This window comes from Streptomyces prunicolor, assembly GCF_045162825.1.
Lineage (GTDB): Bacteria > Actinomycetota > Actinomycetes > Streptomycetales > Streptomycetaceae > Streptomyces > Streptomyces prunicolor.
Window position 1 is genome coordinate 1,689,732 of sequence record NZ_CP108676.1, and the last position, 13,367, is coordinate 1,703,098.

General features: G+C 70.0%; 16 protein-coding genes. 7 read left to right on the forward strand and 9 right to left on the reverse strand.

Annotated features, from left to right (window positions below; translation table 11 throughout):
- The first annotated feature begins 301 nt into the window (after positions 1-301).
- The 3 genes from OG588_RS07520 to OG588_RS07530 all read left to right on the forward strand — a co-directional run bounded on the left by OG588_RS07520 (position 302) and on the right by OG588_RS07530 (position 2,050).
- Positions 302-1,177 carry an undecaprenyl-diphosphate phosphatase gene (locus OG588_RS07520; protein ID WP_405946609.1) on the forward strand — a complete coding sequence of 292 codons (876 nt, stop codon included), beginning with the start codon at positions 302-304 and terminating at the stop codon, positions 1,175-1,177.
- 53 nt (positions 1,178-1,230) lie between these two features.
- Complete coding sequence (locus OG588_RS07525) at positions 1,231-1,761, forward strand: DUF1877 family protein (RefSeq protein WP_405946610.1); 531 nt, start codon at positions 1,231-1,233, stop codon at positions 1,759-1,761.
- Positions 1,762-1,870: 109 nt separating this feature from the next.
- Positions 1,871-2,050, forward strand: coding sequence for a hypothetical protein (locus OG588_RS07530; RefSeq protein ID WP_366094064.1), 180 nt, complete (start codon positions 1,871-1,873; stop codon positions 2,048-2,050).
- A 35-nt stretch (positions 2,051-2,085) separates the two neighbouring features.
- Here OG588_RS07530 and OG588_RS07535 read toward each other — a convergent pair whose 3' ends face one another.
- Complete coding sequence (locus OG588_RS07535; protein WP_405946611.1) at positions 2,086-2,826, reverse strand: SDR family NAD(P)-dependent oxidoreductase; 741 nt, start codon at positions 2,824-2,826, stop codon at positions 2,086-2,088.
- Between the two features lie 92 nt (positions 2,827-2,918).
- Here OG588_RS07535 and OG588_RS07540 point away from each other — a divergent pair, with 92 nt between their 5' ends.
- Both OG588_RS07540 and lnt read left to right on the forward strand, forming a co-directional pair.
- Entirely contained in the window at positions 2,919-3,422 is a 504-nt protein-coding gene (locus OG588_RS07540) for a nuclear transport factor 2 family protein (RefSeq protein ID WP_405946612.1), read from the forward strand.
- A gap of 77 nt (positions 3,423-3,499) precedes the next feature.
- The gene (gene lnt / locus OG588_RS07545; RefSeq protein WP_405946613.1) at positions 3,500-5,074 is read left to right on the forward strand and encodes an apolipoprotein N-acyltransferase; all 1,575 of its coding nucleotides are present in this window, start codon (positions 3,500-3,502) and stop codon (positions 5,072-5,074) included.
- Here lnt and OG588_RS07550 read toward each other — a convergent pair.
- A complete protein-coding gene (locus OG588_RS07550; protein ID WP_405946614.1) occupies positions 4,992-5,903 on the reverse strand; it encodes a Gfo/Idh/MocA family protein in 912 nt (303 codons plus the stop codon). The genes lnt and OG588_RS07550 overlap by 83 nt on opposite strands.
- A 106-nt stretch (positions 5,904-6,009) precedes the next feature.
- Between OG588_RS07550 and OG588_RS07555 the strand changes: the two genes are divergently transcribed.
- Together OG588_RS07555 and OG588_RS07560 are read left to right on the forward strand one after the other, a co-directional pair.
- Positions 6,010-6,522 (forward strand): DinB family protein, encoded by a 513-nt coding sequence (locus OG588_RS07555; protein WP_405946615.1) that lies wholly within the window; start codon positions 6,010-6,012, stop codon positions 6,520-6,522.
- A 144-nt stretch (positions 6,523-6,666) separates the two neighbouring features.
- Entirely contained in the window at positions 6,667-7,155 is a 489-nt protein-coding gene (locus tag OG588_RS07560) for a hypothetical protein (RefSeq protein WP_405946616.1), read from the forward strand.
- A gap of 63 nt (positions 7,156-7,218) precedes the next feature.
- Here the strand turns inward: OG588_RS07560 and OG588_RS07565 are convergent, their stop codons facing one another.
- From OG588_RS07565 to OG588_RS07595, 7 genes are all read right to left on the reverse strand, one after another.
- Complete coding sequence (locus OG588_RS07565; protein ID WP_405946617.1) at positions 7,219-7,776, reverse strand: hypothetical protein; 558 nt, start codon at positions 7,774-7,776, stop codon at positions 7,219-7,221.
- A 101-nt stretch (positions 7,777-7,877) separates the two neighbouring features.
- The gene (gene ung / locus OG588_RS07570) at positions 7,878-8,561 is read right to left on the reverse strand and encodes a uracil-DNA glycosylase (protein WP_405946618.1); all 684 of its coding nucleotides are present in this window, start codon (positions 8,559-8,561) and stop codon (positions 7,878-7,880) included.
- A 112-nt stretch (positions 8,562-8,673) separates the two neighbouring features.
- Positions 8,674-10,248 (reverse strand): ABC transporter substrate-binding protein, encoded by a 1,575-nt coding sequence (locus OG588_RS07575; protein ID WP_405946619.1) that lies wholly within the window; start codon positions 10,246-10,248, stop codon positions 8,674-8,676.
- 199 nt (positions 10,249-10,447) lie between these two features.
- Positions 10,448-11,209 carry an SDR family oxidoreductase gene (locus OG588_RS07580; protein ID WP_405946620.1) on the reverse strand — a complete coding sequence of 254 codons (762 nt, stop codon included), beginning with the start codon at positions 11,207-11,209 and terminating at the stop codon, positions 10,448-10,450.
- Positions 11,210-11,248: 39 nt separating this feature from the next.
- Positions 11,249-12,010 (reverse strand): 3-oxoacyl-ACP reductase FabG, encoded by a 762-nt coding sequence (fabG, locus tag OG588_RS07585; RefSeq protein WP_329245464.1) that lies wholly within the window; start codon positions 12,008-12,010, stop codon positions 11,249-11,251.
- 140 nt (positions 12,011-12,150) lie between these two features.
- On the reverse strand, positions 12,151-12,567 hold the full coding sequence (locus OG588_RS07590; RefSeq protein WP_405946621.1) for a DUF3037 domain-containing protein: 417 nt from the start codon (positions 12,565-12,567) through the stop codon (positions 12,151-12,153).
- On the reverse strand, positions 12,564-13,316 hold the full coding sequence (locus OG588_RS07595) for a HipA family kinase (protein ID WP_405946622.1): 753 nt from the start codon (positions 13,314-13,316) through the stop codon (positions 12,564-12,566). Before OG588_RS07595 ends, OG588_RS07590 begins: the two co-directional genes overlap by 4 nt.
- Between the last annotated feature and the right edge of the window lie 51 nt (positions 13,317-13,367).

The window sequence follows — 13,367 nt, forward strand, 5'->3', positions numbered from 1 at the left end:
CTCCGGGGACAGCGAGCGCATGCAGCAAGCGCTTTCCTCCGCTGCAACGTATGCGCCGCCCCCGCAGCAGGTCAACACCGCGAACCCGGAGTCGTCGGACCACTCGTGAAACCTCTGTGTGCGGGGGCACGCAACCGCCCTGAAACCTCTGGCCCGGAGTCGCGGGACCGCCGTGAAACCCCTGTGTCCGGCCTGTCACACCGGGACGCTACGCTGCCCCTCACACACACTCGTTCACCGCGCGCGGCGTTTTGGTGTGTCCTTTGCCCCTCCTCGATCAGCACTTGGACGCCGTAACTCCATGTCTTGGTTTGAATCCCTCATCCTCGGACTCGTCCAGGGGCTGACCGAGTTCCTCCCCGTCTCCTCCAGCGCGCATCTGCGGCTGACGGCGGCCTTCTCCGGCTGGGAGGACCCGGGCGCCGCCTTCACGGCGATCACCCAGCTCGGCACGGAGGCGGCGGTGCTGATCTACTTCCGCCAAGATGTCGGGCGCATTCTCGCCGCGTGGTTCCGGTCGCTCACCAACAAGGAGATGCGGCGCGATCACGACGCCCAGATGGGCTGGCTGGTGATCGTCGGCTCCATCCCGATCGGCGTGCTCGGCGTGACGCTCAAGGACCAGATCGAGGGGCCGTTCCGCGATCTGCGCATCACCGCCACCATGCTGATCGTGATGGGCATCGTCATCGGCATCGCCGACCGCCTCGCGGCCCGCGACGAGAACGGCGGCCGGCACCGCGCCCCCAAGCAGCGCAAGACCCTGCTGGACCTCAACACCAAGGACGGCCTGCTCTACGGCCTCTGCCAGGCGATGGCGCTGGTCCCCGGCGTCTCCCGCTCGGGCGCGACCATCAGCGGCGGCTTGTTCATGGGCTACACCCGTGAGGCGGCGGCCCGTTACTCCTTCCTCCTCGCCATGCCGGCCGTACTGGCCTCGGGCGCCTTCGAGTTGAAGGACGCGGCAGAGGGGGGTCATGTCGCGTGGGGACCGACGATGTTCGCGACGGTGATCGCGTTCGTGGTCGGATACGCGGTCATCGCCTGGTTCATGAAGTTCATCTCGCACAAGAGCTTCATGCCGTTCGTCTACTACCGCATCGTCCTCGGCATCGTCATCATCGCGCTGGTGACGGCGGGCGCGCTGAGCCCGCACGCGGCGGAGTCGGCGGGCTGAGCCCACGCCATCGGCGACGTCGGAATGGCCGCGAGCTGGGGCGGAGCGGAGGGGTGGACCAACTCATGGCGCTGACCCAGCAGTTCGCGCGTGTGACGTCCGAGTATCTCGACCGCTGCCGCGCTTCGGCCCTCACCAAGTCCGGGGCATCCCCCGGCTGGGACCCGCCGGTCGGCGATCTGCTCGACACGGGATGGGCGCTGTGGGGCCTCATCCGCTACTGCCGCTCGACCGGTGCCACTCCGGGCGTGGTCGCCCTGCTCGACCGGGCCGTCTCGGGCGATCCCGACGGAAACGTGGGATTCCTGGACCACGACGAGGTGTACGACGGTTTCGGCGATCCGCCTCGACTGCTCGCCTCTGCCGCGGTCGCCGACATCTCCGCCGCGCTGGACCGTCTCCAACTCGGCGACCTGCTCGCGGACATGCCGACGTCCGCCGAAGTCGCGGCCGTTGTTTGTGGGTTCGGCCCCGGGTTCGACATCGACGTACGGGAACATCTGGCCGAACACTTCGTCGCCCTGCGGGAGTTCTATCGAACCGCCGCACGTCACACCCAGTGCGTCGTCACGTGGGTCGACTGAGCGTCCGACCCGCACGGGATACCGGGGTCGCCCCGCCCGTGACCAACCCCATACGGTCTGCGTAGCCGTCCGGTAGCGCAGTGTCAGTCCTTGCCCCTAGGCTGTTCACATGTCCCCCGATTCCGTGGCCCCTGGTTCCGTGCGGTCTGCTTCCGATGTGAACGAGCAGATCCGGGCACTCTGGCTGCGTGCGGGCGGCTCGCTCTCCACCCAAGAGCGCGAGGAATACGAGCTGTTGGTGGTCGAGTGGGCCAAGGCGATACGCGACGAGGTCATCGCGGCGGCCTGAACGGCACATCACAGCCGAGCCGTACCGGCCCGGGCTCACCGCCCGCCCGACACCCGCACCACCGTCCCCGTCGCGTAGGACGCCTCCGGCGACATCAACCAGGCGATGGCAGCGGCGACTTCCTCGGGCCGGCCGGCGCGGCGCAGCGGAATCGAGGCCGCCAACCGCTCGGGGCGCTCCGGGTCGCCCGACCTCGCGTGGATCTCCGTGTCGATGACGCCCGGCGCGACCGCGTTGACGCGGATGCCGTCGGGGCCGAGTTCTTTGGCGAGGCCGAGCGTGAGGGCGTCGACGGCGGCCTTCGTCGCGGCGTAGTGGACGTAGTCGCCGGGGCTGCCGAGGGTGGCGGCGGCGGACGAGATGTTCACGATGACGCCGTTTCCGCGTGCCGTCATGACCCGCGCGGCACGGCGTGAACACAGCAGTGTGCCCAGGAGGTTGACCTCGACGATCCGGCGCAGGTCTGCGGGGTCGCTGTCGGCGAGGCGACCGAACGGGCCGGTCACCCCGGCGTTGTTGACCAGGCCGGTGACCGGGCCGAGTTGCTCCTCGGCCACCGTGAAGAGCCGCTCCACGTCCGCCTCGACGGAGGTGTCCGCCCGTACGCAGACCGAACGGGCACCGGCCCGCCGTACCGCCTCCGCGACATCCTCGGCGGCCTGCTCGTCCTGGAGGTAGCCCACCGCCACGTCGTGCCCGTCCTCCGCGAGCCGTCGACAGGTCGCGGCGCCGATCCCCCGGCTGCCCCCGGTGACGACCGTGACAAGACGTTTCATCAGCACTCCTCGCGACGACGACCACTCAATGTTCCCCACCTTGTATCCGCGTCCCCCTTGGCGCGACACCCTCCGTAGCCAACACTGAGCCGATGACGCAGCGTGTGGAACTGGCGATTGTGATGGACCGGCTGGCCGTGGACGAAGTGATCACCGAATACGCGGTGGCGGTGGACGACGGCGACTGGGGGGCGTACCGGAAGCTGTTCGCCCCGGACGGGCGAGCCGACTACCGGTCCGCCGGAGGGATCGAGGGGAACGCGGAACAGATCGCCGAGTGGCTCGCGGAGAGCATGAAGTTGTTCCCGATGCGACAACATCTGATCGTCAACCGGCGGATCCGCTTCGGAGCCCTGGACCAGCACACCGACGACACCGCCCGGGTCCAGGCGGACTACGTCAATCCGATGCGCTTCGCCAAGGACGAGGCCAGGGCAGACGACGGCGACGGCTCCACCGCTCCCGACTTCGTGTGCGGCGGGCGGTACGCCTTCGGGCTGCTGCGGACGGACGAAGGCTGGCGGCTGACCGAGGTCGTCGTGGAGGAGAAGTGGCGGCGCCTTCCCGAACGGCGCCCGGAAGCCGTGGTCAACTGATACGACCGGTTCGGCGTCCGCTGTCCGGGATCGACCACGGCGCGCACACCGGAGCCACCAGCGGGTAGGGGGTTCACATGAAGAACTTCGGCGACTGGCTCGTCTCCCCCTGGCGGCGTTCCCTGCTCGCCGTGTTCGCCGGCGCCCTGCCCGTGTTCGCGTTCCCCGCGCCGTCCCTGTGGTGGTTCGCCTACGTCGCGCTCGTCCCCTGGATCCTGCTGACGCGCTCGGCGCCGACCGGGCGGCGGGCGGTGTACGACGGCTGGTTCGGGGGGCTCGGGTTCATGCTGGCCGTGCACAGCTGGCTGGTGCCGAGCCTGAGCGTGTTCATCGTGGTCATCGCGGGGCTGCTCGGCGCGCTGTGGGCGCCGTGGGGCTGGCTGGTGCGCCGCTTCCTAGGTGGCGTGCCGTCGCCCCGGCGGGGCGGTGCCGCGCTGCTCGTCCTGCCCTCGGGCTGGCTGATGGTCGAACTCGTGCGGTCCTGGCAGGGGTTGGGCGGCCCCTGGGGGCTGCTCGGCTCCACCCAGTGGCAGGTGGAACCGGCGCTGCGGCTCGCGTCCGTCGGTGGTGTGTGGCTGCTGAGCTTCCTGGTGGTGGCCGTCAATGTCGCGGTCGCTGTGCTGGTCGCGGTCCGCGCGGTGCGGCTGCCAGCCGTGGCCGGGCTTCTCGTCACCGCCGCCGTGACCTCGGCGGCCTGGGTGTGGTCGCCGCGCCCCGACATCGACGGCCACGTCCGGATCGCCGTCGTACAGCCAGGGATCATCGACGGCGACGAGAGCGGCACCCGGCGCTTCGACCGCGAGGAACAGCTGACCCGCCAACTGGCCGGTCAGGACGTCGACTTGATCGCCTGGGGCGAGAGCAGCGTCAGCTTCGACCTCACCAAGCGGCCCGATCTCGCCCGCCGTATCGCCGCCCTCTCCAAGGAGACCGGCGCCGACATCCTGGTCAACGTGGACGCCGAGCGCTCCGACAAGCCCGGCATCTACAAGAGCTCGATCCTGGTCGGCCCCAGCGGCCTCACCGGCGACCGCTACGACAAGATGCGGCTCGTTCCCTTCGGCGAGTACATCCCGTTCCGCTCGCTGCTCGGCTGGGCGACCTCGGTCGGCAAGGCGGCGGGCGTGGACCGAAGGCACGGCACCGAGCAGGTCGTGATGAACGCGGGGCACGGGCTGCGCATCGGTCCGCTGATCTGCTTCGAGACCGCGTTCCCCGACATGAGCCGCCATCTCGCCCAGGACGGCGCGGACGTCCTCCTCGCCCAGTCGTCCACCTCGTCGTTCCAGCACAGCTGGGCCCCCGAGCAGCACGCCACCCTCGCCGCCCTGCGCGCCGCCGAGACCGGCCGCCCGATGGTCCACGCCACCCTGACCGGCGTCTCCGCCGTCTACGGCCCGAGCGGACAGCGCATCGGATCATGGCTCGGCACGAACAAGAGCACGACCCAGGTCTACGACGTCCCGCTCGCGCACGGCGTCACGCCGTACGTCCGCTACGGCGCCTGGCCGGTGGGTATGGCGCTGCTGATCCTCGCGGCCATGTGCGCCGGCGAGGGGCTACAGGCGCTCAGGCTGCGGCGGACCGGTCCGCGACCGCTCGTACCACCCGCTCGCACAGTTCGTGAGTCGCCAGCGCGTCCCGGGCGCTGAGCACCTTTCCGGCGCGTACGGCGTCCAGGAAGGTGAGCACCACCTGCTCGATGCCGCGCTGCCGGGCCACCGGGACCCAGTCCCCGCGGCGCCGTATGGTCGGCTGGCCCTTGTGGTCGACGACCTCGGCGAGGTTGAGGACCTGACGCTTGGTGTCCTGGCCCGAGACCTCCAGGATCTCCTCCACCGAGCCGCTGAGCCGGTTCATCACCCCGAGCGCGGTGAAGCCGTCGCCGGAGAGCTGGAGCACGAGGTGGTGCAGCAGTCCGTCCTGGACGCGGGCGCGCACGGTGACGTCCTCGACCGGGCCCGGCACCAGGAACCGCAGGGTGTCCACGATGTGGATGAAGTCGTCCAGGATCATCGCGCGCGGCTCCTCGGGGAGCCCGATCCGGTTCTTCTGCATGAGGATCAACTCGCGCGGGTGGTCGACGCACTGCGCGTACCCGGGGGCGTAGCGGCGGTTGAAGCCGACGGCGAGCGACACGGTCCGCTCCTCCGCGAGCCGCACCAGCCGTTCGGAGTCGGCGAGTTCGTAGGCGAGGGGCTTGTCGACGTATGTCGGTACGCCCGCCTCCAGAAGCCGGGTGACGATCTCGGGGTGGACGGCCGTGGGCGCGTGCACGAACGCGGCGTCGAGGCCCTGGGCGAGGAGCGCGTCGAGGTCCGTGTGCCGCTGGTCCGCCGGGAGGTGGAGGCCGTCCGCGACCCGGGCGAGCGTGGCGGGGGTGCGCGTCTGCAGATGCAGCTCGACCCCGGGCAGCCCGCCGAGAACCGGCAGATAGGCCTTCTGCGCGATGTCACCGAGCCCGATGCAGCCGACCTTCACGGAGTCCCCTAACGCTCGCCGAGCGGTACCTCCTGTACCTGCTCAGAAGCATACGGCGGGGGAATAACCGCTGGTGCGGGCGGTCGGAGCAGGCGAGGATGCGGGCATGACCATCGAGCGCAGCGAACCCGGGACCACGGCCGACGAACGCACCATGCTGGAGGGCTGGCTGAAGTACCACCGGGACACCCTCGCCTGGAAGTGCGAGGGGCTGACCGACGAACAGCTGAGGACCGCTTCCGTGGAGCCGTCCACGCTGTCGCTCATGGGCCTGGTGCGGCACATGGCCGAGGTGGAGCGGGGCTGGTTCCGCAAGGTCATGGCGGACGAGCAGGTGGGCCCGATCTACTACACCGACGAGGACCCGGACGGCGAGTTCCATCTCACCGAGGCGGACACCTGGGCGGAGGCGTACGCCACCTGGCAGGCCGAGATCGAGGCGGCGAACGCGCACACGGCCCGGTTCACCCTGGACGACGTCTCCCTGGCCAAGCACCGGCGCACCGGCGAGCACTTCAACCTGCGCTGGATCTACACCCACATGATCGAGGAGTACGCCCGGCACAACGGCCACGCCGACCTGCTCCGCGAGCGGATCGACGGCAACACCGGTGACTGACACCGGCGACTGACGTCACGTCACCCGTCGCTCGTCACCCGGAGCAGGCGCGCGCCGTCCGTAAGGGGGCGGAGATCACCCGTGTGGGGCATCATCCGCCCGTCCGCTGTCCCAAACGGGGCCGGAACCAGCAGAGTTGCGCGGGTGCATCGAACGACGACCACCGCAACGCTCCTGGTCACCGTGGCTGTCTCGGCCCTCTCCGGCTGTGTGACGGTCCAGCGACCGGCGGCCCCCGCTCCCCCGGCCGTACCGTCCCACGCGTCGGTGCCGCGCCCGGACGGCAGCGCGGAGCCGCAGGTCGTACAGGCCCCGGCGCGGGAGGCGCTGGAACTCATCGACCCGTCCCACCGCCCGAAACCCGCCGCGCATCCGCCGCACCGCGCACCGGTCCAGCCCCCGAAGGCGGCCCAGGCACCGGTCCCCCGCTCACCCCAGCACCCTCACCCGTATCCCCACCCCCATCCGCACCCGAAGCCGTACCATCCCCGGCAGCCGGGCGCGGACATTCCGGACGTGGTGAAGTCGGTGCCCAAGACCACGCAGGACGTCTGCGCCCTGGGCAAGAAGTACGGCGGCTGGCAGTCGGACAGCCCGCAGTCGGTCATCTGCGGCCAGACGTACGGCCGTTGAGGCGAGGGGACTCCGGGACCACTGCCACCACCCGGACCCCAGGAACCCTGTCCCGACCGGGCCCTACGGCCGCTGTCTCGGCGGCCCCCAGCTCTCGCCCCCGCCCGCGCCCCCGTCACCCAGCCGCAGCTCCAGCCGGCCGATCGCGGCCCGCACCCCGTTGCCGTAGCCGTCGTCGGCGAGGACGGTGCAGGCGTCACGGGCGCGGCGGATGTGGGTGCGGGCGGCGTCCGGGCGGTCGAGCTTCACATAGTCGGCGGCGAGGTTGAGGTGCAGGGAGGGGTAGAAGGCGCGGATCGCGATCGCCCCCTCCTGACCGACGTTCCCGGAGTCTTCGGCCTCCCCGGGGATTCCGGTGTTCCGCCCGTCCGTCAGCTCGTCCGCCGCCGACAACGCCCTTAGGTCCCAGGCCAGTTCATCGGTCGGGTCGTCCTGGGTGTCGGCCAGGTAGTGGGCGAGTGTGCAGCGGTGCAGCGGGTCGCCGCCCTCGCCCAGCTCCGCCCACAGGCCCAGCAGCCGCTCCCGGGCCTCCTCGCGGTCGCCGCCGTGGTGCAGCATGACGACCTGTCCGATCCGCGTCAGCACAGCGTCCGGCGCCGCCTGCTCCTGTCGCTCCGCCACCGCGTCCTCCGCACTCGCCAGCCACCCTGGCTGTCTCCATCGACGCTAACCGGCGGCACTGACAATCCCCGTCAGGCGGCCCCGGACCGGCCCGGGTGGGGTCAGCCCAGGTTCGGGATGCGCCAGTCGATCGCGGTGTGGCCCTGCTTCGCGACGGCCTCGTCGATCTGGGTGAACGGGTGGGAGCCGAAGAACTTCTTGGCCGACAGCGGGGAGGGGTGCGCGCCCTTGACCACCACGTGGCGCTCCTCGTCGATCAGGGGGAGCTTCTTCTGCGCGTAGTTCCCCCACAGGACGAAGACCGCCGGGTCGGGGCGGTCGGCCACCGCGCGGATCACCGCGTCCGTGAACTTCTCCCAGCCCTTGCCCTTGTGCGAGTTCGCCTCGCCGGAGCGGACCGTGAGCACCGCGTTGAGCAGCAGGACGCCCTGCTGGGCCCACGGCATCAGATAGCCGTTGTCCGGGATCGGGAGGTCCAGCTCCTCCTTCATCTCCTTGTAGATGTTCCGCAGGGAGGGCGGGGTCCTCACCCCGGGGCGGACCGAGAAGCACAGGCCGTGGCCCTGGCCCTCGCCGTGGTACGGGTCCTGGCCGAGGACCAGCACCTTCACCTGGTCGTACGGCGTCGCCTCCAGCGCGGCGAAGACCTCCTCGCGCGGCGGGTAGACCGGGCCCTTCGCGCGCTCCTCCTCGACGAACTCGGTCAGCTCCTTGAAGTAGGGCTGCTGAAGCTCGTCGCCCAGGACCCCGCGCCAGGACTCGGGGAGCATGGAGATGTCGGTCACGTCAACTTCCTTACCGTGTGCGGCAACTGCGATGAGGGGCGACCACGCGATGCGGTCACTGCCATGCCCAGAACCTACAGGCGGCCACTGACAACGGGTGCCAAGAGCCCTGTCACCAGCTGGTCTTGCGGTACAGCTCCCACATCATCATGATCGTCGACGGGTCCAGGGCCTGCTCCCCGCCGGAGACGTCCTCGCTCGCGGCCACGTACTGCCGGCCCTGCCACAACGGCAGCAGCCGCGCGTCGTCCACCAGGACCTGCTGGGCGTCCTCGAACTCCTTGACCACGTCGGCCCGGTCGCTCTCCTGGCGGGACTCGGGCAGCAGTACGTCGGTGATCCTGGTCGACGGGTAGGGCGTACCGAGCGCGTTCTGCTGCCCCACGAACGGCGCGATGAAGTTGTCGGCGTCGGGGAAGTCCGGGGACCAGCCGCGCCCGAACACCGGGTACTCACCCTTCTGGTAGCCCGTCACGTACGTCTTCCAGGGGCGGCTCTTCAGGGTGATCGTGAAGAGCCCGGAGTCGTCCAACTGCCGCTTCAGTTCCCTGAATTCGAGGGCGGTCTCGGAGCCGTAGCGGTCGCTCGTGTACCAGAGGGTGAGCGGGACGCGCTGTTTGATGCCCGCGTCGGTGAGGAGCTTGTGGGCCTTGGGGACGCTGGGGTCTCCGAAGTCGTCGAAGAAGGGGGTGGTGTGGCCGGTGAGGCCCTTGGGGACCATCGAGTAGAGCGGGTCCACGGTGTCGCGGTAGATCTTGTGGGTGATCGCCCCGCGGTCGACGAGCTGGGCGACGGCCTTGCGGACGGCGAGGTTCCCGGCCCACTTGTCCTTGGGGTTGAACACCAGGTAGTTGATGTCGGTGCCGGAGCCGTCGACCAGTTGCAGGCTCTTGGAGGCGCGGCCCTGGAGGGCGATGATGTCGTCGGCGGCGAGGCCGCGGTAGGTGACGTCGATCTTCCCGTCCCGCAGCGCCTTGACCATGGTGGCGGAGTCCTGGAAGTAGCGGATCGTCACCGCGCTGTTCTCGCGCCGGGCGAAGCCCTTGTAGTGGTCGTTCTTGGCGAGTCGGGCCTGTTTCCCGTCGTCGTACGACTTCAGTGTGTACGGCCCGGAGCCGAAGACCTTGCCGTCCTTGCGCAGGGAGTGCGCGGGGTAGTCGTCGGGGTCGACGATCGACATGGCCGGGGTGGCGAGCACGAACGGGAAGGTGGCGTCGGGCTTGTTGAGGTGGAAGACCACCTCGCGGTCGCCGAGCACCTGCACCCGGTCGAGGCTGCCCAGCAGGCCGGCGGGTCCGCCCGACACGTTGATCTGCCTGATGCGGTCGATGGAGTGCTTGACGGCGCTGGCGTCGAGGGTGTCGCCGTCGGCGAACTTCATGTCCGCGCGGAGTTCGCAGCGGTACGTCGTGTTCGAACCGTCCGTGAACCCGCACTTGGCGGCGTCCGGCTCTGGCGCGGTCGCGCCGGACGGGTAGGCCAGCAGCGTCTGGTAGATGTTGCGGAACAGCTCCCAGGAGCCGTCCCAGGAGGCGGCCGGATCGAGTGTGCTGGGGGCGCTGGTGGTCCCGACGACGATGGCTCCCCGGTCGTCGGGATTCTCGTCCGAGAACACACCGCATCCGGCCACCAGGGATATCGACGCGATCGCCGTGCCTGCCCGCAGGCCTCGGTTCCGGGTGAACACACGCACGCTCCTCGATCCGCCGTACCAAGGGTCGGCAGACCGTACCGCAGTTCCGCGGCCCGAAAAGGTGGTTCGGGAGGGGCTGTTGAGCAGCGTTTTTATGACGACGTTGTCATTCGGCTGTGCGCGTTTTATGTCCTGACACGGGCGCCGATTCCGTCAAGGGAACAGCAAAGAGATCGGCGCCCGGGCGGATCGGTCAGCCGACTCCGGCGTTCAGGAGGATGCCGCCGTCGACGACGAGGGTCTGGCCGGTGATCCAGTCGGACTGGTCCGAGGTGAGGAACGCGGCGGTACCGCCGATGTCGGACGGCACGCCGAGCCGGGCCAGCGGGTAGGAGGCGGCGGCCTCCGCCTCGCGGCCCTCGTACAGGGCGGCGGCGAACTTGGTCTTCACGACCGCCGGGGCGATCGAGTTGACCCGTACGCCGGGCGCGAACTCGTGCGCCAGCTGGAGCGTCAGGTTGATCATCGCGGCCTTGCTGACGCCGTACGCGCCGATGAACGGCGAGGCGGAGACACCGGCGAGGGAGGCGATGTTGACGATGGCGCCGCCGTTGTCCTTCTGCCAGGCGTGCCAGGTCTTCTGGGCGAAGCCGAGCGCCGAGACGACGTTGGTCTCGAAGACCTTGCGGGCGACGTTGAGGTCGAGGTCGGCGATGGGGCCGAACACCGGGTTCGTACCGGCGTTGTTGACCAGGAAGTCGACGCGGCCGAAGGCCTCCATCGTGCGCTCGACGACGACGGTCTGGTGGGCCTCGTCGTGGGCCTTGCCGGCGACGCCGATGACGCGCTCGGCGCCGAGGGCCTCGACGGCCTCCTTGAGGGCGTCCTCGCTGCGGCCGGTGATGCAGACCCGGTCGCCGCGGGCGAGCAGCGCCTCGGCGACGCCGTAGCCGATGCCGCGGCTGGCGCCGGTGATGACGGCGACCTTGCCGGAGAGTTCAGGCAGTTCAGTCATGGTTTCCCGCGTTCCCGTGTTCCTGTGTTCCTGTGTTCCCTAGTTGAGCGGTCCGCCGGCGACGTACAGCACCTGGCCGGAGACGAACCCGGCCGCCTCGTTGGTGAAGAAGGCGACGGCGTTGGCGATGTCGTCGGGCTCGCCGACGCGCTGCACCGGGATCTGGGTGGCGGCAGCGGCCTTGAAGTCGTCGAAGCCCATGCCCACGCGGGCGGCGGTCGCGGCGGTCATGTCGGTGGCGATGAAGCCGGGGGCGACCGCGTTGGCCGTGACGCCGAACTTGCCGAGCTCGATGGCGAGGGTCTTGGTGAAGCCCTGGAGACCGGCCTTGGCGGCGGAGTAGTTGGCCTGGCCGCGGTTGCCGAGGGCGGAGGACGAGGAGAGGTTGACGATCCGGCCGAAGCCCGCGTCGACCATGTGCTTCTGGACGGCCTTGGTCATCAGGAACGAGCCGCGCAGGTGCACGCCGAGGACGGTGTCCCAGTCGGCGACGCTCATCTTGAAGAGCAGGTTGTCGCGGAGCACGCCCGCATTGTTGACGAGGATCGTCGGCGCGCCCAGCTCGGCGACGATCCGCGTGATCGCGGCCTCGACCTGCGCCTCGTCGGAGACGTCGGCGCCGACCGCGAGGGCCTTGCCGCCGGCCGCGGTGATCTTCTCCACGGTGTCCTTGCAGGCGGCCTCGTCGAGGTCGATCACGGCGACCGCACGGCCCTCGGCCGCGAGGCGTACGGCGGTGGCGGCGCCGATGCCCCGCGCCCCGCCGGTGACAATCGCGACCCGCTGCTCAGTGGTGGACATTGCTGGTTCTCCTCGCCCTTGAGAATCTCTCGCCCTTGAAACACGGCCCGCCGGTGAGCGACCGCTTAGTACCTTCGGCAGTCGTGACGCTAGAAGCCCTGGCACTCGGTGTCAACGTGCGCGCGGCCAGGTGTGATCCATTACCTCACCAGCAGGTCCAGCAGGCGCTCCGCCTCGGCCGCCGGATCGACGGTGAGCCCGGTGTGCACGGGCCCCGGCTGCACCACCGTGGACCGCGGCGCGATCAGCCACCGGAACCGCCGCCCGGCATCGTCCACCGCCGCCTGCCCGGCCGCCTCCCCGCCCGCGCACACACCCTCCACGGCGCCGAGCGCGGCCTTGATTCCGGCCACGTCGGCCGCCGGGTCGAGAGCGAGCAGCCTCGCCTCGTCCAGATGGGTGCGGGCACCGACGTAGGACTGGGCGCGGCAGTAGACGAGGACCCCGGCGTTGACGCACTCGCCGCGCTCGATGCGCGGTACGACCCTCAGGAGGGCGTACTCGAATACGTCGCGGGTGTTCGCCTCGCTCGGGCGGATGATGTGGCGCTCGGTCACTGGAGTCCCTTGATGCGTTCGTGGAGGAAGGGCACGCGCGCGAGGAGGGGTGCCGCGTACGCCTCACGGAGGAGGTCCGGGGTGTCGAAACCGGGTTCGCCGGTCAGCCAGGCGTCGGGGATCTCGGCGGTGACTTCCGCGAGGAGTTCCTCGGTGACCTGCGGTGCCAGGTCTACGGCCGCGGTCGCGACGTCCGGTGCGAAGCGGGCAAGGGCGTGGTCGGCGGCGTCGTAGGGGCGGGCCGCGGAGGTCTGGGCGCCGGGCCAGTTGTGGTGCCAGATCATGGTGGCGCCGTGGTCGATGAGCCACAGGTCGCCGTGCCACATCAGCAGGTTGGGGTTGCGCCAGGAGCGGTCGACGTTGTTGACGAGGGCGTCGAACCAGACGATGCGGCCGGCCTCCTCGGGGCTCACCGGGAAGGCGAGCGGGTCGAAGCCGAGCGCGCCGGACAGGAAGTCCATGCCGAGGTTGGTGCCGCCGCTGGACTTGAGCAGTTCCTGGACCTGCTGGTCGGGTTCGCCGAGGCCGAGCACGGGGTCGAGGTCGAGGGTCACCAGGCGGGGCACCCTGAACCCCAGCCGCCGGGCCAACTCCCCCACGACGACCTCGGCGACGAGCGTCTTGCGGCCCTGCCCCGCGCCGCTGAACTTCATGACGTACGTCCCGAAGTCGTCGCCCTCGACGAGCCCGGGCAGCGAGCCGCCCTCACGCAGGGGTGTGATGTAGCGGGTCGCGATCACTTCCTTCATGAAGTGAGCATAGTGATCGAGCGTGATCACCGGCCAAGAGCGCCCGAGTGT